The organism is Streptomyces sp. NPDC058291, from assembly GCF_042880855.1.
Taxonomy (GTDB): domain Bacteria; phylum Actinomycetota; class Actinomycetes; order Streptomycetales; family Streptomycetaceae; genus Streptomyces.
On the sequence record NZ_JBHVYK010000036.1, the window covers coordinates 1 to 20,888 of the forward strand.

Consider the following 20,888-nt stretch of genomic DNA (forward strand, 5'->3'; position numbering starts at 1 on the left):
CAGCCCCGGCCGCTCCGGTCCCCGCCGCTCCCGCAGCCCCGGCCGCTCCGGTCCCGGCCGCTCCCGTAGCCCCGGCCGCCTCGGCAGTTCCAGCGGTCCCTCCTGGGGCCTCGGCGTTCCGGGGAGCTCCGACCGCACGGGCCCGAGGGTCAGCCTCGGCCGATCGGGGACAGCACCGCCCCCGTGAGCTCGGCCAGAGCCGTCGGGGAGAGCTCCACCTCCAGGCCCCTGCGGCCCGCCGAGACGCAGATCGTGGAGTGTGCCGTCGCCGAGTCGTCCAGGACCGTGGGGAGCTTCTTGCGCTGGCCCAGCGGGGAGATGCCGCCCCGGACGTAGCCGGTGGTGCGTTCGGCCAGGGCGGGGTCGGCCATCGCCGCCCGTTTGCCGCCCACCGCCGCCGCCAGGGCCTTCAGATCCAGCGAGCCGACGACCGGGACCACCGCCACGGTCAGGGCGCCGTCCACCTCCGCCACCAGGGTCTTGAAGACCCGGTCGGGGGAGACGCCCATCGCCTGGGCGGCTTCCTCGCCGTAGGACGGGTGGCTCGGATCGTGGTCGTAGGCGTGGACCGTGAAGTCCACGCCGGCCCCCGTCAGGGCCACCGTCGCGGGAGTGCCCCCGGACTGCTGCTGGTGCTTCTTCGACTTCTTCGCCATGGGGCCCTTCTCGGTGACGTCAGTTGAGACTCGTCGGGCCACGGGTCAGGTCCGCCGCGGGCAGCGAGGGCAGGTTGCGGATGATCGTCGTCTCCGCGCGCAGGAGTTTCAGCTCGTCCCGCAGCCGGGAGGCCGTGTCCGGGGCCTGCAGCAGCCGCTGTTTGGTCGGGGTGTCCAGCATCATCGCGGCCGCCACCAGGTACGACACCACCGACGGGTCGTCCGGGAGGTCCGCCCCCGTGGTCAGGGAGCGTTCACGGGCGCCCGCCAGGCGCTTCTGGTACTGGCGGAAGGACCGCAGCACGCCCTCCGCGAGGGCGCCCGCCTCGTCGCCGGGGTCCTCCGGCAGCTCTTGCAGCTCCGCCGTCAGGAACGGGCCGGACGCGTCCACCGACAGCAGCTTCACGCGGGTCGTGCCCGTCGCCAGCACCTCGAACGTGCCGTCGGCGCGCTCGCGGACCGTCGCCGCGTCGGCCACGCAGCCGACGCCGTGGAACGCCGTGAACGGGTCGTCGCCGAAGCCGGCCGCGGGGCCGCGATCGGGCAGCGCCGTCCGGTCGGGCAGGCCCCGGGAGCTGGGCGCCACCTCGTGGCCGTCGCGGATGGCGACGACGGCGAACCGGCGCGATGCGTCCTCGGGGGTCTTCAGCAGATCGCGCATCATGGCGCGATAGCGCTCCTCGAAGACGTTGAGCGGAAGCACGAGTCCCGGGAACAACACCGAGTTCAGGGGGAAGAGCGGCAGACGGACGGTGGTCACGACGCAGAAGCCTAGTGGTCCAGCGGGCGGGTTCGTCCGCCGTGCCCGATCCCCGGACGCCAGGGGGGCCGCTCCGAGGGTCCCGAGCGCACGTCCTCGCGTACCGCCAGGAAGTGGCCGAGCGGGTCGTCGGAGAGCCGGTCCCAGGGGAACGACGTGGCGTACGGGCCGATCAGGCGCAGCTGGGCGAGGGCCTCGTCCCGGCGCTCCAGCCGGACCAGGACGTACGTCAGCACGTTGCGTATCTCGGCCGGCCACGGGTCGGCGGCCGGGAAGCGGGCCGAGAGCGCGACGGCTCGGTCGGCGGCCGCGTCCAGCCGTTCGCGCGGCACTTCGGGGCCACAGCCGTCCGTCAGGTAGGCGAAGGCCGCCCGGGCCGGCAACGCCTGGACGAGGGAGCCGGCCGGCGCGTCCTGCGCGGCCCGGTCGGCGAAGTCGAAGCACTCGCGGTGGGAGCCGTGCCAGGACTCGGCCAGATAGCGCTTGGCGGCCACATGGCAGCCGTAGTGGTGCGGGGCGCGGCGCACCGCGGCCGCCCACAGCTCGCCGAAGTACTTGGGCCCGGCGTGCGTGCCGCGGGCGTGGTCCAGGGCGATCCGCCACGGCACCGGGTCGCGGACGTCGCTCTGCGCGGCCGCCGTGATCAGCGGGCTCACCTCGCGCAGCAGTTCCGCCCGGGCGGGCGAGTCCCAGGCGCGGGCGACGGCGAGCTGCGCGCGGACGAGCAGGACGTCGGGGTCGCGCGGGGCGGCGGCGCGCCAGTCCTCGAACCACTCCGGGCGGGAGCGGGCGAAGGACGCGAGCCGGGTGGCGTACCGGTCGCGGTACTCCCACTCGGCGCGTTCGCGGGTGCGGGCCAGCAGTGCGGCGGCGGGCGCGTACGCGCCCAGGCCGGCGGCGACCAGCACGGGCCCGAGCCGGTCGTCGGGCACGTCCAGGAGCACCTCGTCGTCGGCGGGGAGCCCGGCGGCGCTGTGGGGGGCGACGTTCCGTGCCGGCCGGGACGTCCGGGAGGCGCGGATGAAGGGGGGCAGCAGAGCCATGGTGCCGACCATTGAAAAGCCGGAGGTTCAGATCGCGCCAGAGGGTGCGGGCAACCTGTGGAAAGTTGTACGCCGCCAGGTCAAGGGAAGGCAAAAGGCGGGCCGACCGCCGGAGCCGGCGCGATCGGCCCGGGCGAGCGGTCAGCTCCGGCGCAGCAGCCGTGTCGCCCCCGCCGCCACCGCCGTCGCCAGGACCCAGCCCAGCAGGACGAGCGCCGTCGCCAGCCACTGCCAGCCCCCGCGCAGCTGCCACTGGCCGGCCTGTCCCAGGTCGATGACCGGCAGCAGCAGGTCGAGGGCGAACAGGGCCGGGCTCCAGGGCGGATGGCCCTCGGGGTTCACGGCCGGATGCGCGGCGTGCGCGAAGGCCAGGGAGCTCGCCGCCCACAGCACCGCCATCCACACCGCCGCACGTCCCGGCCGGTATCCGTAGGCGACCGTCCAGTCCTGCGCGTACCCCCAGAGCTTCGCGGCCGGCGGCAGGGTCTCGCGCCGGCGGCGCTGCTTGGCCAGCAGGACCTCGCGGGCGTCCTCGTCCTCGCCGCCGGCCCGCAGGACCGCCGCCAGCCGCTCGTACGGCTCCGGGGCGTACTCGGCGGTCGCGGCGGCCACCCAGCGCAACCGCTCCGCCAGCGAGAACGGGCCCTGCGGCACCAGGTTCTCGTACGTGAAGCCGCCCATGTGCAGACTGCCGGGGCCCGGCCAGGCGCTCGCCCGGTCCACCAGATTGACCACCCGTGCGCCGGACAGCACCACCTTGCCGCGCCCGGGCTGTTCGCCGAGGAAGCGCAGTTCGGACGTCTGGACCCGGCGCAGCGACAGCTCCTGGTCGTCCCCGAGGGCGAACCGGGCCCGCTCCAGGTCCACGGCGTCCCCGAACCGGCCGTCGTCCAGACGCACCCCGCCCCGGCACTCGAAGCGCTGGATGCGCGTCCCGCGCGCGGGGGTCGTGCCGCTGAGCGCCTGCCCCCCGACGCCGGCCGGAGTGAGATACAGCGAGCGCTCCACGGTGAGCTGGGGCGCGTTCAGCGCCAGCCGCGTGTAGGGGTTGGCCAGCCGCGCCCCGCGCAGGCTCAGCGACACCCCGATCTTGGCGCTGCGCAGGCTCAGCTCGCCGTGCGACTCCAGCAGCTCGGCCTGCAGGTCCTGGCCGACCGTCATGCCGTCGGCGGCGAGCGAACGGCCGGTGCGGTCGCGGTAGACGATCGCCTGGTTGAGCAGCAGGTCCGTGCCGATGTGCGCGTCGGTGAGCCGGACGCCGTTGTGGAAGCGGCAGCGGGGCAGGTGCAGATCGCCCTCGGTGTGCAGCCGGGCGGCCTCCAGCCGCGGCACCGAGCAGTCCACCATCCGCAGGGTGGTGAACCGGGCCTCCGGCATCCGCACCTCGTGCTCGAAGCGGCAGCGCTTCATCTCCACGTACGGCACCACCGTGCCGCCCGCGAGGTCCAGCGAGCCGCTGATCTGCACGCCGGCGAGTTTCAGCGAGGCGACGCGGCCGGCCAGCGCGGGCGGCCCGGCCAGCAGCAGCCAGGCGACGATCCGCGCCCGCACGGTGCGCGACGCGCCCCACGGATGCCCGCCGTGCGGATCGTCGACGACCGTGTCCCCGCTGCTCAGGTCGTACGCGCTGCCGTTGCGGAAGGCCTGCCACATGCCGGCCTCGGCGGCGGTCAGATCGTCCGGCAGATCCCCGGCGTCGCCCCCGGTACGAATGCCCGCCCCCTCGGTCACGCCACGCACTCCTCTCCTCACGCACTGCTTTCGCACGGCTGTTCATGCCCGGTGAGCGCCCCCCGAACGCCGGAGCCGAAGAGGATCTTCCGGATTCCGGCCATGTTCTGTATCAGCCATTGATACGCGCGGACGACCCCCGATCCCGGTCTGAGAGAATTGACCACGTGATCTCCCGAATCGACCTGCGCGGCGACGCCCTCCCCGAGGGACCCGCCCTGCGCGACCTGCTGCCCCGAGCCGACTTCGACGTCTCGGCCGCCCTGGAGAAGGTGCGTCCGATCTGCGAGGCCGTGCATCATCGGGGCGACGCGGCGCTGATCGACTTCGCGGAGCGGTTCGACGGGGTGCGGCTGACATCCGTACGGGTCCCGGCGGAGGCGATCGCCGACGCGCTGGAGCGGCTGGACCCGGCCGTGCGCGCGGCCCTGGAGGAGTCCGTCCGCCGCGCCCGCCTCGTCCACCGCGAGCAGCGCCGCACGACGCACACGACCCAGGTCGTGCCCGGCGGATCCGTGACCGAGAAGTGGGTTCCCGTCGACCGGGTCGGGCTGTACGCGCCCGGCGGCCGGTCGGTCTACCCGTCCTCGGTGATCATGAACGCCGTGCCGGCCCAGGAGGCGGGCGTCAAGTCGATCGCCCTGGCCTCACCGCCGCAGGCCGAGTTCGGCGGCCTCCCGCACCCCACGATCCTCGCCGCGTGCGCGCTGCTGGGCGTCGACGAGGTGTACGCGGTCGGCGGCGCCACCGCCGTCGCCATGTTCGCCCACGGCACCGAGTCCTGCGCGCCGGTGAACATGGTCACCGGCCCCGGCAACATCTGGGTCGCCGCCGCCAAGCGCTACTTCACCGGCAAGATCGGCATCGACACGGAAGCCGGCCCGACCGAGATCGCGGTCCTCGCGGACTCCACCGCCGACCCGGTGCACGTCGCCTCCGACCTGATCAGCCAGGCCGAGCACGACCCGCTGGCCGCCGCCGTCCTGGTCACCGACTCCGTCGAGCTGGCGGACGCCGTCGAGAAGGAACTGGAGCCGCAGGTCGCGGCCACCAAGCACATCGACGACCGGATCGTCCCCGCCCTCGCCGGCCGGCAGTCGGCGATCGTGCTCGTCGACGGCGTCGAAGAGGGCCTGCGGGTCGTCGACGCGTACGGCGCCGAGCACCTGGAGATCCAGACCGCCGACGCCGCCGCGGTGGCGGACCGGGTCAGGAACGCGGGCGCGATCTTCGTCGGACCCTGGGCGCCGGTCTCCCTCGGCGACTACGCCGCCGGGTCCAACCACGTCCTGCCGACGGGCGGCTGCGCCTGCCACTCCTCCGGGCTGTCCGTGCAGTCCTTCCTGCGGGGCATCCACATCGTCGACTACACGCGGGAGGCGCTGGCCGACGTCGCCCACCACGTGGTGACGCTGGCGGAGGCGGAGGACCTGCCCGCGCACGGCGCGGCGATCAAGGCGAGGTTCGGGTGGAAGGTGCCGACGACCCAGTGAACATCGGAATCGACGATCTCCCCGTACGCGACGAACTGCGCGGCAAGTCCCCCTACGGCGCGCCCCAGCTCGACGTCCCCGTACGGCTGAACACCAACGAGAACCCCTACCCGCTGCCCGAGCCGCTGGTCGAGCGGATCGCCGAGCGCGTGCGCGAGGCCGCCCGCCACCTCAACCGCTACCCGGACCGGGACGCCGTCGAGCTGCGCACCCGGCTCGCCGAGTACCTCACCCGCACGGCGGGGCACGAGGTGGGCCCGGCGAACGTCTGGGCCGCCAACGGTTCCAACGAGGTCATCCAGCAGCTGCTGCAGACCTTCGGCGGGCCCGGCCGCACGGCGATCGGATTCGAGCCGTCCTACTCGATGCACGGGCTCATCGCGCGCGGCACCGGGACCGGCTGGATCTCCGGTCCCCGCAACGAGGACTTCACCGTCGACCTCGCGGCGGCCGAGAAGGCCGTCGCCGAGCACCGCCCGGACGTCGTCTTCGTCACCACCCCCAACAACCCCACCGGCACCGCCGTCCCGGCCGAGACGGTCCTGGCCCTGTACGAGGCCGCCCAGGCGGCCAGGCCGTCGATGGTCGTCGTCGACGAGGCCTACGTCGAGTTCAGCCACAGCGCGTCACTGCTGCCGCTGCTCGAAGGACGGCCGAATCTCGTCGTCTCGCGGACCATGTCGAAGGCCTTCGGCGCGGCCGGGCTGCGCCTCGGCTACCTCGCCGCGCACCCGGCGGTCGTGGACGCCGTCCAGCTCGTGCGGCTGCCCTACCACCTGTCCGCGGTCACCCAGGCGACCGCGCTGGCCGCCCTGGAGCACACCGACACGCTGCTCAAGTACGTGGAGCAGCTCAAGTCGGAGCGCGACCGGCTGGTGGACGAGCTGCTCGCCGCCGGGTACGAGGTCACGGCGTCCGACGCCAACTTCGTGCAGTTCGGGCGGTTCGAGGACGCCCACGCGGTCTGGCAGAAGATCCTCGACCGGGGCGTCCTGGTCCGGGACAACGGCGTGCCCGGCTGGCTGCGGGTCACCGCCGGAACCCCCGAAGAGAACGACGCGTTCCTCGACGCGGTCCGTGAAGTGAAGAAGGAGCAGAGGCCATGAGCCGCGTAGGACGTGTAGAGCGCACGACGAAGGAGACGTCGGTCCTCGTCGAGATCGACCTCGACGGCTCCGGCAAGGTCGACGTGGCGACCGGCGTCGGCTTCTACGACCACATGCTCGACCAGCTCGGCCGCCACGGTCTGTTCGACCTCACCGTGAAGACCGACGGCGACCTGCACATCGACTCCCACCACACCATCGAGGACACCGCCCTCGCGCTCGGCGCCGCCTTCAAGCAGGCCCTCGGCGACAAGGTGGGCATCTACCGCTTCGGCAACTGCACGGTCCCGCTGGACGAGTCCCTCGCGCAGGTGACCGTCGATCTGTCCGGCCGCCCCTACCTCGTGCACACCGAGCCCGAGAACATGGCGCCGATGATCGGCGAGTACGACACGACGATGACCCGGCACATCCTGGAGTCCTTCGTCGCCCAGGCCCAGATCGCCCTGCACGTGCACGTGCCCTACGGGCGCAACGCGCACCACATCGTGGAGTGCCAGTTCAAGGCGCTGGCCCGGGCGCTGCGCTACGCCTCCGAGCGCGACCCGCGCGCGGCCGGCATCCTCCCCTCCACGAAGGGCGCGCTGTAACACCATGAGCGGACTGTCCACCGTCCTGATCGTCGTCGGCCTCTTCCTGGCCGGCGGCGTCTACTCCTTCGTCAAGCAGAAGATGCCCAAGAACCTGATCGTGCTGCTGTCGATCGGCGCCGCGATGTGTCTCGTGGCGGGTGTCGTGAGGCTGGAGGTGTGGAATTGACCGGCTCTTCCCCGAACGCGAAGAAGGTCGTCGTCTTCGACTACGGCTTCGGCAACGTCCGTTCCGCCGAGCGCGCCCTCGCGCGCACCGGCGCCGACGTCGAGATCACGCGTGACTTCGACACGGCCATGAACGCCGACGGGCTGCTGGTGCCGGGCGTCGGCGCCTTCGCCGCCTGCATGCGGGGCCTGAAGGAGGCGCGCGGCGACTGGATCATCGGCCGCAGGCTGTCCGGCGGGCGCCCGGTGATGGGCATCTGCGTCGGCATGCAGATCCTGTTCGCGCGCGGCATCGAGCACGGCGTGGAGACCGAGGGACTCGACGAATGGCCCGGCGCGGTCGAGCCGCTGCAGGCCGAGATCGTCCCCCACATGGGCTGGAACACCGTCGACGCCCCGGCCGGCTCCGAACTGTTCGCCGGCCTCGACGCGGACGCGCGCTTCTACTTCGTGCACTCCTACGCGGTCCAGGACTGGTCCCTGGAGGTGCTCAACCCGACGATGCGCGCTCCGAAGGTGGCCTGGTCGACGCACGGCAAGCCGTTCGTGGCCGCCGTGGAGAACGGCGCCCTGTGGGCCACGCAGTTCCACCCCGAGAAGTCCGGCGACGCCGGAGCCCAGCTCCTCACCAACTGGATCGGAACACTGTGAGCAAGCTCGAACTCCTCCCCGCCGTCGACGTCCGCGACGGCCAGGCCGTCCGTCTCGTGCACGGCGAGTCCGGGACCGAGACCTCCTACGGCTCCCCGCTGGAGGCCGCCCTCGCCTGGCAGCGCTCGGGCGCCGAGTGGCTGCACCTGGTCGACCTGGACGCCGCGTTCGGCACCGGCGACAACCGGGCGCTGATCGCCGAGGTCACCGCGGCGATGGACATCAAGGTCGAGCTCTCCGGCGGCATCCGCGACGACGCCACCCTCGCCGCGGCCCTGGCCACCGGCTGCACGCGCGTGAACCTGGGCACGGCCGCGCTGGAGACGCCCGAGTGGGTCGCCGGGGTCATCGCCGAGCACGGTGACCGGATCGCCGTCGGCCTGGACGTCCGGGGCACGACCCTGCGCGGCCGCGGCTGGACCCGCGACGGCGGCGACCTGTACGAGACGCTGGAGCGGCTCGACAAGGAGGGCTGCGCGCGCTACGTCGTCACCGACATCGCCAAGGACGGCACCTTGCAGGGCCCGAACCTGGAGCTGCTGCGCAACGTGTGCGCGGCGACGGACCGGCCGGTCGTGGCCTCGGGCGGCGTGTCGTCCCTGGACGACCTGCGCGCCATCGCCGAGCTGGTGCCGCTCGGCGTCGAGGGCTCCATCGTCGGCAAGGCGCTCTACGCCAAGGCGTTCACGCTGGAAGAGGCGCTGGAGGCGGTGGCCCGGTGAGCGAGCTGCGACGCGTCGCGACCGGCGCGCCCTGGGAGGACGTCTTCGGCTACTCGCGCGCGGTGGAGCTGCCGAGCGGCCTGGTGCTGGTCTCCGGCTGCACATCCATCGTGGACGGCGAGATCGCCGGCGGCGGCCCCTACGATCAGACCCTCAACGCCTTCAGCGTCGCCTTCGCGGCGCTGGGACAGCTGGGTCTCGGGCGCGAGGACGTCGTGCGCACCCGCATGTACATCACCCACGCGCGGGACGTGGACGACGTCGGACGCGCTCACAAGGAGCTGTTCGACGCCGTCCGGCCCGCCGCGTCCATGCTCATCGTGGCCGGCCTCGTGGACCCCAGTCTGGTCGTCGAGGTCGAGGTGGAAGCCTTCCGCGGGGAGGCCTCGGCATGACGCTCGCCGTACGGGTCATCCCGTGCCTGGACGTGGACGGCGGCCGGGTCGTCAAGGGAGTCAACTTCCAGAACCTGCGCGACGCGGGCGACCCCGTCGAGATGGCCAAGGTGTACGACGCCGAGGGCGCCGACGAGCTGACGTTCCTGGACATCACCGCCTCCTCCGGCAACCGTGAGACCACCTATGACGTGGTGCGCCGCACCGCCGAGCAGGTGTTCATCCCGCTGACCGTCGGAGGCGGGGTGCGCACCCCGGAGGACGTCGACAAGCTGCTGCGGGCCGGCGCCGACAAGGTGGGTGTGAACACCGCCGCGATCGCCCGCCCGGAGCTGATCAGGGAGATCGCCGAGCGGTTCGGCAGCCAGGTGCTGGTCCTGTCCGTCGACGCCCGGCGGACGGAGTCGGGATCCTTCGAGGTGACGACGCACGGCGGCCGCAAGGGCACCGGCATCGACGCCGTCGAGTGGGCGCACCGGGCGGCCGAGCTGGGCGCGGGCGAGATCCTGCTCAACTCGATGGACGCGGACGGCACGAAGGACGGCTACGACCTGGAGATGATCGCCGCCGTCCGCAAGCACGTCAGGATCCCGGTGATCGCCTCCGGGGGCGCCGGCCGGCTGACCGACTTCGCGCCGGCCGTGGAGGCGGGTGCGGACGCGGTGCTGGCCGCGTCGGTGTTCCACTTCGGCGACCTGAGGATCGGCGAAGTGAAGGACACGCTGCGAGGAGCGGGCCACCCGGTGCGGTGAGGTCCGCCGCGCGAGCGCGGTGACGTGATGAGAGCCCCGATCCGGTCACGGGTCGGGGCTCCTTCGGGAAGGATGCGGAAAGTCCCCGCTCGCCGACGAGCGCGGCTGGGGCGCCTCCGTCATGGGCTGCGTGCTCTCCGGGTTCGGCGTCGGCGGGGGCGCCGCCTCGCTGCTGCTGACCCTGCGGGGGCGGCTCGCGCACGCCGGCCGGGTGGCCGGCTGGTCGATCCGCCTCCGTCATGGGCTGCGTGCTCTCCGGGTTCGGCGTCGGCGCGGGCGCCGCCTCGCTGCTGCTGAGCCTGTGGGGGCGGCTCGCGCACGCCGGCCGGGTGGCCGGCTGGTCGATCCGCCTCCGTCATGGGCTGCGTGCTCTCCGGGTTCGGCGTCGGCGCGGGCGCCGCCTCGCTGCTGCTGACCCTGCGGGGGCGGCGGCGCGCACGCCGGCCGGGTGGCCGGCTGGTCGATCCTGGCGGGCTCGCTGGCCGTCGGCGCCCTCGCGTACGCGCCGACCCTCGCCGCGGCCGTCCGCACGGCCCTGCTGATCGGGCTGCTCGCCGGACTCAGCGGCGCCGTCTGCGCGGCCCTGCTGCAGACCCAGGCCGAGCCCGCCTACCTGGGCCGCGTGACCGCCGCCGCCGGCCTCGTCGGCCTCGGGCTCACCCCGCTCAGCATGCCGCTGTCCGCCGCCGCCGTCGGCGCCTGGGGCGCCGCCCCGGTGTTCGTCGTCAGCGCCGGCGTCTGCGGGCTCGGCGGGGTCGTGGCCCTCACGGTGCCCGCGCTGCGCCGCGCGGAACTCCCGCACTGAACCCCGGCCCCGGCCCGCGACGCCCTCGGCCCGACCGGCCGGGGACGGCGGGCCCGCGGGCTCAGATGCCGAGCTGCTTGCCGCCGTGCAGCCGGTCGATCGCCTCCTTCTCGCCGTCCAGCTCCACCACGGCCGCGCTCTGCCGGCCGTAGAGGAACAGCAGCAGCTCCGACGGCTCGCCGGTCGCCGTCACCACCGGAGTGCCCCGGTTGGCCACCGCCGTGCGGCCGTCCGGACGCCGCAGCACCAGCCCCGTCGCCGCGCTGCGGCCCATCAGCCGGGCGGTGCGCTCCAGCCGCGACCACAGGGCGTCCTGGAAGACCGGGTCCAGGGTGCGCGGCGCCCAGTCCGGCCGGGCGCGCCGGACGTCCTCCGTGTGGACGTAGAACTCGATCGTGTTCGACGCCTCGTCCAGCTGCTTGAGCTGGAACGGCGAGAAACGCGGCGGACCGGTGCGGATCAGCTGCAGGAGCTCCTCGTACGGCTTGGCCGCGAACTCCCGCATCGCCCTGTCCAGACGGGGCGCGAGCTGCTTGATCAGTAGGCCCCCGGCGGCGTCGGGACGGCGCTCGCGCACCACCACGTGCGCCGCCAGGTCCCGGGTCAGCCAGCCCTCGCAGAGGGTCGGCGCCTCGGGGCCCGCCGTCTCCAAGAGGTCGGCGAGCAGGAGCCGTTCACGCTTGGCGAAAGTCGACATGCGTCTCAGCCTACGGCGACGACGCCACGGCCGCGCCCGTCCGTCGGGATCGCGCCAACGCCGCCCGCCGGCCGCCCACCCACTGGACACCACGCCGTCACTGTCGGTGGCGCGCGGCACAATGGCACCCATGACCAGCACGCCCCAGCCCAGCCGCCTGGACCCCGAGATCGCCGCGCGCCTCAAGCGCAGCCCCGACGGACTCGTCCCCGCCATCGCCCAGCAGTACGACACCGGTGAGGTGCTCATGCTCGGCTGGATGGACGACGAGGCGCTGCACCGCACCCTCACCACCGGCCGCTGCACCTACTGGTCGCGCAGCCGCCGCGAGTACTGGGTCAAGGGCGACACCTCGGGCCACGTCCAGCGGGTCAGGTCCGTCGCCCTCGACTGCGACGCCGACACCGTGCTCGTCAAGGTCGACCAGGTCGGCGCCGCCTGCCACACCGGCGCCCGCACCTGCTTCGACGCCGACGTGCTCGTCACCAGGGACGACGAGGCCGCCGACGCCGCCGCGGCCGCCGCGGCCGCCGATTCCGGCCTCCCGGCCTCGGATCAGTAAGGTCAGCCGCCATGGACCTCGAGACGTTCCGCAAGCTGGCCGCCGACCGCCGCGTCATTCCGGTCACGCGCAAGCTCCTCGCCGACGGCGACACCCCGGTCGCGCTCTACCGCAAGCTCGCCGCCGAGCGCACCGGCACCTTCCTGCTGGAATCCGCGGAGAACGGCCGCTCCTGGTCCCGGTACTCCTTCGTGGGCGTGCGCAGCGCCGCCACCCTCACCGCGCACGAGGGCCGGACCCACTGGCTCGGCACCCCGCCCGTAGGCGTACCCGTCGACGGCGACCCGCTCGCCGCGCTGCGCGCCACCATCGAGACCCTCCACACCCCCCACCAGGAAGGCATGCCGCCCTTCACCGGCGGCATGGTCGGCTACCTCGGCTACGACATCGTCCGCCGCCTGGAGAAGATGGGCCCCGGCGAGCGGGACGACCTGAAACTGCCCGAGCTCACCATGCTCCTGACCAGCGACCTCGCCGTCATGGACCACTGGGAGGGCTCCGTCCTGCTGATCGCCAACGCGATCAACCACAACGACCTCGACACGGGCGTCGACGAGGCCCACGCCGACGCGGTGGCCCGTCTCGACGCCATGGAGGCCGACCTCTCCCGCGCGGTGGCCCAGCCCCCGGCCGTGCTGCCGCCCTCCGAACTCCCCGAGTACACCGCCCTGTGGGGCGGCCCCGACTTCCAGGAGGCCGTCGAGGACATCAAGGAGCGCATCCGCGCGGGCGAGGCCTTCCAGGTCGTGCCCTCCCAGCGCTTCGAGACGCCCTGCACGGCGAGCGCGCTGGACGTCTACCGGGTCCTGCGGGCAACGAACCCCTCGCCGTACATGTACCTGTTCCGCTTCGACGGCTTCGACGTCGTCGGCTCCTCTCCGGAGGCCCTGGTCAAGGTCGAGGACGGCCGCGCCCTGGTCCACCCCATCGCCGGCACCCGGCACCGCGGGGCCACCCCGCAGCAGGACCAGGCCCTCGCCGACGAACTGCTCGCGGACCCCAAGGAACGCGCCGAGCACCTCATGCTCGTCGACCTGGGCCGCAACGACCTGGGCCGGGTCTGCGAGCCCGGCTCCGTCGAGGTCGTCGACTTCATGTCCGTCGAGCGGTACTCGCACGTGATGCACATCGTCTCCACCGTCACCGGCAAGGTCGCGCCCGGCCGCACCGCCTTCGACGTCCTCACCGCCTGCTTCCCCGCCGGCACCCTCTCCGGCGCCCCCAAGCCGCGCGCCCTGCAGATCATCGACGAACTGGAGCCCTCCCGGCGCGGCCTGTACGGCGGCTGCGTCGGCTACCTGGACTTCGCGGGCGACTCCGACACCGCCATCGCCATCCGCACCGCCCTGCTGCGCGACGGCACCGCCTACGTCCAGGCCGGCGCGGGCGTCGTCGCCGACTCCGACCCGGTCGCCGAGGACCAGGAGTGCCGCAACAAGGCGGCGGCCGTGCTGCGCGCGGTCCACACGGCCAACCGGCTCGGCTGACAGGGCGCTTCGCGGGCCGGTCCGGCTCCGGTAGGACGCGTCTCACGTGAACCCCGGGTGCCGGTTCGCCCGGGGGTCAGGCGATAGTGGAGTACGTGACTGCTGCTGTTCCTCCCCCCCGCACCGAGACCGCCGCCGCCCGGTCGAGCCGCCGAAGCCTCGCCGTCGCCCTGCTGAGCGGTGCGCTGGGCTCGGCCGTGACCCTGCTGGCCACCCGTCAGCGCTGGTCGCAGGGCACGGCGACGGTCGCCGGCGGCCCCTTCTCCCTGACCGCCAAGGGCAGTGACGTCACGGGCGTGCCCGCGGCGCTCGCCATAGTGGGCCTGGCCGCGCTCGTCGCCGTCTTCGCCGTCCGCCGGGCCGGCCGCCTGGCCGTCTCCGCCCTGCTCGCCCTCTCCGGCGCCGGGATCATGACCGCCGCCCTGCTCGGCGCCGGCGACAGCTCCGCGCTCGACGAGCAGGCCGCCAAGGCCACCGGGGACACCTCGGCCGCCGTCGCCTCGTTCAGCCACACCGCCTGGCCCTACGCCGCGGCCGTGGGCGGCGCTCTGATCCTCCTCGCCGGCCTGCTCGCCCTGCGCTACGGCCGCCGCTGGCCCGCCATGTCCGGCCGCTACGAACGCGACGGCGCCCCGCGTCCCCGGCGCGCGGCCGCCGACCCCGAGCGGCCCGAGGAGATGTGGAAGGCCCTGGACCGGGGCGAGGACCCGACCGGGATGGACCCCGCCTGACCAGGTCGGCAGTCCCCGATCGCCGATGTGGCGCATCAGACTCGACGGGATCGCACCCCCGGGTCCGGCGCGGCCGCGCGTACGGGACAATGGACGTCGAGCGTCCGGCTCGGACGGACACAGAGACAGCAATGAGGAGCAAGTCATGGCGGGCAGCAGCCACGGCCACACCCCGGCCGCCTGGACCGGTGTCACGATCGCCTTCATCGGTTTCGCCGTCGCGGGCGCGTTCATGGTGATGGCCGAGCCGATCGGCTTCTGGGCCGGCATGGTGATCGTGCTCCTCGGCGGCGTGGTCGGCGCGGCCATGCGCGCCGCGGGTCTGGGCCAGCCGAAGGAAGCCCACCCCGTGCACCAGGTCTCGGCGACCGCCGAGCCGGCCGGCGTCGAGGGCTGACGCCCGCAGGACTTCGTGAGGGGCGGCCGGCGCCCGACCGGCCGCCCCTCACGCGCGCGTGGCGCGCGGCCGGGGCAGAATGCGAGGCGTGAACGCCGACAGCCCGCGCGTGACGCCGACCGCCGTGTCCCGGCTGGCCGTGCCCGCCGGGATCCTCGCGGCCGTCGTCGCGGCCTTCGCGTACGTGGGCGCCGTCGACCCCAACGAGCCCGGCCACTACCCGGTCTGCCCCCTCCTGCGCGTCACCGGCCTGTACTGCCCCGGCTGCGGCGGTCTGCGCAGCGCGCACGCCTTCGCGCACGGTGACCTCCAGGCCGCCGTCCACGCCAACGCGATGGCTGTCGTCGCCTATCTGGGCTTCGCGGTGGTGTGGACCGTCTGGGTGGTCCGCGTGGCGCGCGGACGGCCCGTGCGCGTGGACCTCACCTCGGCGCAGCTGTGGACGCTGGGCGCGTCGCTGCTGGTCTTCACGGTCGTCCGGAACCTGCCGTTCGGCGGCTGGCTGCATCCTTGATCGACCGGCGGGCCTCCCCTGCGGGGGAGGGATCGCCGTCAACCGGATGTGAGGCCATCGCCTTCCTGCGGATACCATCGCAGTGACCACCCTTGCTCCACCGGTCGCTGAAACTGCCACCCGACTCTCAAGCATCCGGAAGGGGGCCGCTCGCGTGAGCGTGCTCGACGAGATCATCGACGGAGTCCGTGCCGACCTCGCGGAGCGGCAGGCGCGCGTCAGCCTCGACGAGCTCAAGGATCGCGCGGCGAAGGCCCCCGCCGCCAAGGACGGAGTGGCCGCCCTCCGCGGCGACGGCGTCAAGGTGATCTGCGAGGTCAAGCGCTCCAGCCCGTCCAAGGGCGCGCTGGCCGCGATCGCCGACCCGGCAGGCCTGGCCGCCGACTACGAGGCGGGCGGCGCCGCCGTCATCTCCGTCCTCACCGAACAGCGCCGCTTCGGCGGTTCGCTCGCCGACCTCGAAGCGGTGCGCGCGCGGGTCGACATCCCCGTGCTGCGCAAGGACTTCATCGTCACCTCCTACCAGCTGTGGGAGGCCCGCGCGTACGGCGCCGATCTCGCCCTGCTGATCGTGGCCGCCCTGGAGCAGTCCGCCCTGGAGTCGCTGATCGAGCGTGCCGTGTCCATCGGCCTCACCCCGCTCGTCGAGGTCCACGACGAGGACGAGGTCGACCGCGCGGTCGACGCGGGCGCCCAGGTGATCGGCGTCAACGCGCGCAACCTGAAGACCCTGGAGGTCGACCGGGGCACCTTCGAGCGGCTGGCCCCCGAGATCCCGGCGAACATCGTCAAGATCGCCGAGTCCGGGGTGCGCGGCCCGCACGACCTCATCGCGTACGCCAACGCCGGCGCCGACGCGGTCCTGGTCGGCGAGTCCCTGGTGACCGGCCGCGACCCCAAGACCGCGGTCGCCGACCTGGTGGCGGCGGGCGAGCACCCCGCGCTGCGACACGGCCGCGGCTGAGTTCCCGCTAGGCTTGCCCCGATGACTCCGACGACCCCCGAGACGGCCACGGACCGGTACGCGCGCCTGGCGCGCGGCTGCCGCCCGCGTGGCTGCCGCGCGCCCGCCCGCAGGGTGCACGGCCGCCGGGTCCGGTACGTCATCGGCGACGAGCCGGGACAGGTGAACGGCATGCGATGGCAGCGCGCCCTTCCGGGGCGCGGGGCGCCGTCCGAAGCCGCGGCCCCGTCGTGCGGGCTCTGCCCGCCGCACACGGCCTGAGGTCGTACGACACCAGCCCTGCCCCCACGGCGATCGGTTCCACCCAACTCACCGTGAGGTTTCCGCATGCCCAGCGAGTTCTTCATTCCCGACCCCGAGGGCCGGGTGCCCACCGCCGAGGGCTACTTCGGCGCGTTCGGCGGCAAGTTCATCCCGGAGGCGCTCGTCGCCGCCGTGGACGAGGTCGCCGTCGAGTACGACAAGGCCAAGCACGACCCCGAGTTCGCCCGCGAGCTCGACGACCTGCTGGTCCACTACACCGGCCGCCCCAGCTCCCTCACCGAGGTGCCGAGGTTCGCCGAACACGCCGGCGGCGCCCGGGTCTTCCTCAAGCGCGAGGACCTCAACCACACCGGCTCCCACAAGATCAACAACGTGCTCGGCCAGGCGCTGCTCACCCGGCGCATGGGCAAGACACGGGTCATCGCCGAGACCGGCGCGGGCCAGCACGGCGTGGCCACGGCCACCGCCTGCGCCCTCTTCGGGCTCGAGTGCACGATCTACATGGGCGAGATCGACACGCAGCGCCAGGCCCTGAACGTGGCCCGCATGCGCATGCTGGGCGCCGAGGTCGTGGCCGTGAAGTCCGGCAGCCGCACGCTGAAGGACGCCATCAACGAGGCGTTCCGCGACTGGGTCGCCAACGTCGACCGCACCCACTACCTGTTCGGCACGGTCGCCGGACCCCACCCCTTCCCGGCGATGGTCCGCGACTTCCACCGCGTCATCGGCGTCGAGGCCCGCCGGCAGATCCTGGAGCGCGCAGGCCGGCTGCCCGACGCCGCCGTCGCCTGCGTCGGCGGCGGCTCCAACGCCATCGGCCTCTTCCACGCCTTCATCCCGGACGCCGACGTGCGTCTGATCGGCTGCGAGCCGGCCGGGCACGGCGTGGAGACCGGCGAGCACGCGGCGACCCTCACCGCGGGCGAGCCCGGCATCCTGCACGGCTCGCGCTCCTACGTCCTGCAGGACGACGAGGGCCAGATCACCGAGCCCTACTCCATCTCGGCGGGCCTGGACTACCCGGGCATCGGCCCCGAGCACTCCTACCTGAAGGACACCGGCCGCGGGGAGTACCGCGCGGTCACCGACGACGCGGCCATGCAGGCGCTGCGCCTGCTGTCGCGCACCGAGGGCATCATCCCGGCCATCGAGAGCGCGCACGCCCTGGCCGGCGCCCTGGAAGTCGGCAGAGAGCTGGGCAAGGACGGGCTGATCGTCGTCAACCTGTCCGGCCGCGGCGACAAGGACATGGACACGGCCGCCCGGTACTTCGGCCTGTACGACACCGACGCCGAGGTCGCCGCCGACGCGGCCGACACCGCCGAGATCGAGGGGGACGCCAAGTGAGCGGGAACATCCAGCTGCTGTCGGACACCCTCGCCGCCGCGAAGGCCGAGGAGCGGGCCGCGCTCATCGCCTACCTCCCGGCCGGCTTCCCGACCGTGGACGGCGGCATCGAGGCGATCAAGGCCGTCCTGGACGGCGGCGCGGACGTGGTCGAGGTCGGTCTGCCGCACAGCGACCCGGTCCTCGACGGCCCGGTCATCCAGACCGCCGACGACATCGCCCTGCGCGGCGGGGTGCGCATCGCCGACGTCATGCGCACCGTCCGGGAGGCGTTCGAGGCCACCGGCAAGCCGATCCTGGTCATGACGTACTGGAACCCCATCGACCGCTACGGCGTCGAGCGCTTCACCGCGGAGCTGGCCGAGGCGGGCGGCGCGGGCTGCATCCTGCCCGACCTGCCGGTGCAGGAGTCCGCGCTGTGGAGGGAGCACGCCGACAAGCACGGTCTCGCGACGGTCTTCGTCGTGGCGCCGAGCAGCCAGGACGCGCGCCTCGCGCAGATCACCGGGGCGGGCAGCGGCTTCGTCTACGCCGCCTCGCTGATGGGCGTCACCGGCACCCGTGAGTCGGTGGGCGCGCAGGCCCAGGACCTGGTGGAACGGACCCGGGCCACCGGCTCCGGCCTGCCGGTCTGCGTCGGCCTCGGCGTCTCGGACGCGCGGCAGGCCGCCGAGGTGGCGGGCTTCGCCGATGGCGTGATCGTCGGCTCGGCCTTCGTCAAGCGGATGCTGGACGCGCCGGACGACGCGGCCGGGGTCGCGGCGGTCCGCGCCCTCGCGGGCGAGCTGGCGAAGGGCGTGCGGCGTCAGGCCTGACGCGACGTTCGGTCACCCGAACGGGTGGACCTGGGACCGGGGAGGCGCAATGCGCCTCCCCGGTTCGTTCTGGGGGGTGTGAGCGAGAAGAATCGTGACGGAAGGCGCAACGCCCGCGAACGGCTGGCGGCGGAGCGCGAGAAGCAGAAGGCCGCCGAGCGGCGCCGGCGCACACTGATCGTCGGCGCGAGCGTGGTCTGCGTGCTCGGTCTGGCCGCGGTGATCGGCGTCGTCGCCGCGAACTCCGGCAAGGACGACAGTAAGAAGGCGGGACCGGTCGTCGCGCCCTCCGGCGCCCAGGGCCAGGACGCGTTGGCGATCCCCGTCGGCAAGGAGGGCGCCAAGTCCACGCTCACGGTGTGGGAGGACTTCCGCTGCCCGGCCTGCAAGGCGTTCGAGACGGCGTACCGGCCCACGGTCCACGAGCTGGCGGACGCCGGGAAGCTCAAGGTCGAGTACCACCTGGCCACGCTCATCGACGGCAACATGGGCGGCAGCGGCTCCCGGCAGGCGGCCAACGCCGCGGCCTGCGCCCAGGACGCCGGGAAGTTCTCCGCGTACCACGACGTGCTGTACGAGAACCAGCCGGAGGAGACGAAGGACGCCTACGCCGAGAACGGCAGGCTGATCGAGCTCGCGGGCAAGGTCGACGGGCTCGACACGCCCGCCTTCCGCGCCTGCGTCGAGAAGGGCACCCACGACAGCTGGGTCGTGAAGTCCGACCAGGCCTTCCAGAACGGCCATTTCGGCGGCACCCCGACCGTGTTGTTCAACGGCAAGAACATCTACCAGGACCAGTCGATGACACCGGCGAAGCTGAAGCGGATGGTGGAGGAGGCTGACCGAGGGTGACGAGGGGCACGACCTCCTCACGCCCGCCCGTTATGGAGCCGTAGCCGGGCTGCCCGCCGTCGGCCCGGCCCGGCACGGTAGCGTCGACCCTGCCATGGAACTTGCCTACATTCCCAGCCCGTCGCACGGAGTGCTGTACCTCGGCCCCGTCCCGCTGCGCGGCTACGCGTTCTGCATCATCATCGGCGTCTTCGTCGGGGTCTGGCTCGGCAACCGGCGCTGGGTCGCCCGGGGCGGGCGGGTCGGGACGGTGGCCGACATCGCCGTCTGGGCGGTGCCCTTCGGGCTGGTCGGCGGCCGGCTCTACCACGTCATCACGGACTACGAGCTGTACTTCAGCGAAGGCCGTGACTGGGTGGACGCCTTCAAGGTCTGGGAGGGCGGCCTCGGCATCTGGGGCGCGATCGCGCTCGGCGCGGTGGGCGCCTGGATCGGCTGCCGCCGCCGGGGCATCCCGCTGCCGGCGTACGCCGACGCCATCGCGCCCGGCATCGCCCTCGCGCAGGCGATCGGCCGCTGGGGCAACTGGTTCAACCAGGAGCTGTACGGCAAGGAGACCGACCTCTCCTGGGCGCTGCACATCACGTCCTCGGCGGACGGCCGGGTGCCGGGCTACTACCACCCGACGTTCCTGTACGAGTCGCTGTGGTGCATCGCCGTCGCCCTTCTCGTCATCTGGGCGGACCGCCGCTTCAAGCTGGGCCACGGCCGGGCGTTCGCGCTGTACGTCGCGGCGTACTGCGTGGGGCGCGCCTGGATCGAGTACATGCGGGTCGACGACGCCCACCACATCCTGGGCCTGCGACTGAACGACTGGACCGCGCTGGTCGTGTTCCTGCTCGCGGTGGCGTACATCGTGATCTCGGCGAAGAAGCGGCCCGGGCGCGAGGCGGTCGTCGAGCCGGGCGCGGACGCCTCCGACGACCCGGCCGGGACCGACGTCGGCGACAAGCCGAAGGACGACCTCGCGGCCAAGGACGACGCCGAGAACGACGCGGAGGTCGGGGACGCGGCGGCGAAGGACACGGCGAAGGCCGGCGTGAAGGAGGGGCCCGCCGCTGCGGCGGAGCTCTCGGGGGCGAAGGCCGGGACCGGGACCGACACCGCGAAGACCGCGGCCGGGACCGACGACGTCGAGAACGACGTCAAGAACGATGCGAAGGCCGGGACCGCGCAGGACGCCGAGGGCGCCGGGGGCAATGTGACGAAGGACGAGGCGGAGTCGGCCGGCAAGAAGGGCTGACCGCCGGCCGGTACGAGGACGAGGGCGCCCGGTTCTGCCGGGCGCCCTCGTCCTGTGCCGGGGGGTTCAGCCGCCGCGGGACGCCAGCGACAGGGTGCGCCGGGCGGCCGCCACCACGGCCGCGTCGATGAAGCGGCCGTCCG

The 20,888-nt window shown here is 73.4% G+C and carries 24 protein-coding genes and 1 pseudogene; 20 read left to right on the top strand and 5 right to left on the bottom strand.

The features are described 5' to 3' along the window. Positions 1–149 precede the first annotated feature (149 nt). From ybaK to ACFVYK_RS19485, 4 genes are all read right to left on the bottom strand, one after another. Positions 150–656, bottom strand: coding sequence for a Cys-tRNA(Pro) deacylase (gene ybaK / locus ACFVYK_RS19470; RefSeq protein ID WP_389775362.1), 507 nt, complete (start codon positions 654–656; stop codon positions 150–152). Positions 657–675: 19 nt separating this feature from the next. Continuing rightward, on the bottom strand, positions 676–1,416 hold the full coding sequence (locus ACFVYK_RS19475) for an LON peptidase substrate-binding domain-containing protein (protein WP_389775365.1): 741 nt from the start codon (positions 1,414–1,416) through the stop codon (positions 676–678). A gap of 11 nt (positions 1,417–1,427) precedes the next feature. Beyond that, positions 1,428–2,471: a hypothetical protein gene (locus ACFVYK_RS19480; RefSeq protein ID WP_389775368.1), complete on the bottom strand. Its 1,044-nt coding sequence runs from the start codon at positions 2,469–2,471 to the stop codon at positions 1,428–1,430. Between the two features lie 129 nt (positions 2,472–2,600). After that, positions 2,601–4,190 (bottom strand): oxidoreductase, encoded by a 1,590-nt coding sequence (locus tag ACFVYK_RS19485; protein ID WP_389775370.1) that lies wholly within the window; start codon positions 4,188–4,190, stop codon positions 2,601–2,603. A 167-nt stretch (positions 4,191–4,357) separates the two neighbouring features. Here ACFVYK_RS19485 and hisD point away from each other — a divergent pair, with 167 nt between their 5' ends. The 9 genes and pseudogenes from hisD to ACFVYK_RS19530 form a co-directional block, all read left to right on the top strand. Further along, positions 4,358–5,683, top strand: a complete 1,326-nt coding sequence (gene hisD, locus ACFVYK_RS19490) for a histidinol dehydrogenase (RefSeq protein WP_389775373.1) — start codon at positions 4,358–4,360, stop codon at positions 5,681–5,683. Then, positions 5,680–6,789 (top strand): histidinol-phosphate transaminase, encoded by a 1,110-nt coding sequence (locus ACFVYK_RS19495; protein ID WP_389775376.1) that lies wholly within the window; start codon positions 5,680–5,682, stop codon positions 6,787–6,789. Before hisD ends, ACFVYK_RS19495 begins: the two co-directional genes overlap by 4 nt. Further along, positions 6,786–7,379 (top strand): imidazoleglycerol-phosphate dehydratase HisB, encoded by a 594-nt coding sequence (hisB, locus tag ACFVYK_RS19500; protein WP_389775378.1) that lies wholly within the window; start codon positions 6,786–6,788, stop codon positions 7,377–7,379. Before ACFVYK_RS19495 ends, hisB begins: the two co-directional genes overlap by 4 nt. A gap of 4 nt (positions 7,380–7,383) precedes the next feature. Next, a complete protein-coding gene (locus tag ACFVYK_RS19505; RefSeq protein ID WP_389775380.1) occupies positions 7,384–7,548 on the top strand; it encodes a hypothetical protein in 165 nt (54 codons plus the stop codon). After that, positions 7,545–8,198, top strand: coding sequence for an imidazole glycerol phosphate synthase subunit HisH (gene hisH / locus ACFVYK_RS19510; RefSeq protein ID WP_389775382.1), 654 nt, complete (start codon positions 7,545–7,547; stop codon positions 8,196–8,198). The genes ACFVYK_RS19505 and hisH overlap by 4 nt, the downstream gene beginning before the upstream one ends. Then, positions 8,195–8,920, top strand: a complete 726-nt coding sequence (gene priA, locus ACFVYK_RS19515; RefSeq protein ID WP_389775385.1) for a bifunctional 1-(5-phosphoribosyl)-5-((5-phosphoribosylamino)methylideneamino)imidazole-4-carboxamide isomerase/phosphoribosylanthranilate isomerase PriA — start codon at positions 8,195–8,197, stop codon at positions 8,918–8,920. The genes hisH and priA overlap by 4 nt, the downstream gene beginning before the upstream one ends. After that, entirely contained in the window at positions 8,917–9,315 is a 399-nt protein-coding gene (locus tag ACFVYK_RS19520; protein WP_389775387.1) for a RidA family protein, read from the top strand. Before priA ends, ACFVYK_RS19520 begins: the two co-directional genes overlap by 4 nt. Next, entirely contained in the window at positions 9,312–10,067 is a 756-nt protein-coding gene (hisF, locus tag ACFVYK_RS19525; RefSeq protein ID WP_389775390.1) for an imidazole glycerol phosphate synthase subunit HisF, read from the top strand. The genes ACFVYK_RS19520 and hisF overlap by 4 nt, the downstream gene beginning before the upstream one ends. 339 nt (positions 10,068–10,406) lie before the next feature. After that, a pseudogene (locus ACFVYK_RS19530) lies at positions 10,407–10,872 on the top strand (MFS transporter); the annotation flags it as partial. A 61-nt stretch (positions 10,873–10,933) separates the two neighbouring features. Here ACFVYK_RS19530 and ACFVYK_RS19535 read toward each other — a convergent pair. After that, positions 10,934–11,569: a TIGR03085 family metal-binding protein gene (locus ACFVYK_RS19535; RefSeq protein WP_389775392.1), complete on the bottom strand. Its 636-nt coding sequence runs from the start codon at positions 11,567–11,569 to the stop codon at positions 10,934–10,936. Between the two features lie 130 nt (positions 11,570–11,699). Here ACFVYK_RS19535 and hisI point away from each other — a divergent pair, with 130 nt between their 5' ends. The 11 genes from hisI (at position 11,700) to lgt (ending at position 20,745) form a co-directional block, all read left to right on the top strand. Continuing rightward, positions 11,700–12,131: a phosphoribosyl-AMP cyclohydrolase gene (hisI, locus tag ACFVYK_RS19540; protein WP_389775395.1), complete on the top strand. Its 432-nt coding sequence runs from the start codon at positions 11,700–11,702 to the stop codon at positions 12,129–12,131. 11 nt (positions 12,132–12,142) lie between these two features. Continuing rightward, on the top strand, positions 12,143–13,618 hold the full coding sequence (locus ACFVYK_RS19545; protein ID WP_389775397.1) for an anthranilate synthase component I: 1,476 nt from the start codon (positions 12,143–12,145) through the stop codon (positions 13,616–13,618). Between the two features lie 86 nt (positions 13,619–13,704). Further along, positions 13,705–14,349, top strand: a complete 645-nt coding sequence (locus ACFVYK_RS19550) for a TIGR02234 family membrane protein (protein WP_389775399.1) — start codon at positions 13,705–13,707, stop codon at positions 14,347–14,349. Between the two features lie 145 nt (positions 14,350–14,494). Beyond that, positions 14,495–14,746: an HGxxPAAW family protein gene (locus tag ACFVYK_RS19555; RefSeq protein ID WP_389775401.1), complete on the top strand. Its 252-nt coding sequence runs from the start codon at positions 14,495–14,497 to the stop codon at positions 14,744–14,746. Positions 14,747–14,825: 79 nt separating this feature from the next. Beyond that, a complete protein-coding gene (locus tag ACFVYK_RS19560) occupies positions 14,826–15,260 on the top strand; it encodes a DUF2752 domain-containing protein (protein WP_389775404.1) in 435 nt (144 codons plus the stop codon). Between the two features lie 154 nt (positions 15,261–15,414). Then, a complete protein-coding gene (gene trpC / locus ACFVYK_RS19565) occupies positions 15,415–16,224 on the top strand; it encodes an indole-3-glycerol phosphate synthase TrpC (protein ID WP_389775407.1) in 810 nt (269 codons plus the stop codon). 21 nt (positions 16,225–16,245) lie between these two features. After that, positions 16,246–16,485, top strand: a complete 240-nt coding sequence (trpM, locus tag ACFVYK_RS19570) for a tryptophan biosynthesis modulator TrpM (protein WP_389775409.1) — start codon at positions 16,246–16,248, stop codon at positions 16,483–16,485. Between the two features lie 66 nt (positions 16,486–16,551). After that, a complete protein-coding gene (gene trpB / locus ACFVYK_RS19575) occupies positions 16,552–17,835 on the top strand; it encodes a tryptophan synthase subunit beta (RefSeq protein WP_389775412.1) in 1,284 nt (427 codons plus the stop codon). Next, positions 17,832–18,650: a tryptophan synthase subunit alpha gene (trpA, locus tag ACFVYK_RS19580; protein ID WP_389775415.1), complete on the top strand. Its 819-nt coding sequence runs from the start codon at positions 17,832–17,834 to the stop codon at positions 18,648–18,650. The genes trpB and trpA overlap by 4 nt, the downstream gene beginning before the upstream one ends. A 78-nt stretch (positions 18,651–18,728) precedes the next feature. After that, positions 18,729–19,502, top strand: coding sequence for a DsbA family protein (locus tag ACFVYK_RS19585; RefSeq protein WP_389775417.1), 774 nt, complete (start codon positions 18,729–18,731; stop codon positions 19,500–19,502). A gap of 94 nt (positions 19,503–19,596) precedes the next feature. After that, positions 19,597–20,745, top strand: coding sequence for a prolipoprotein diacylglyceryl transferase (lgt, locus tag ACFVYK_RS19590; protein ID WP_389775420.1), 1,149 nt, complete (start codon positions 19,597–19,599; stop codon positions 20,743–20,745). The last annotated feature ends 143 nt before the right edge of the window (positions 20,746–20,888 follow it).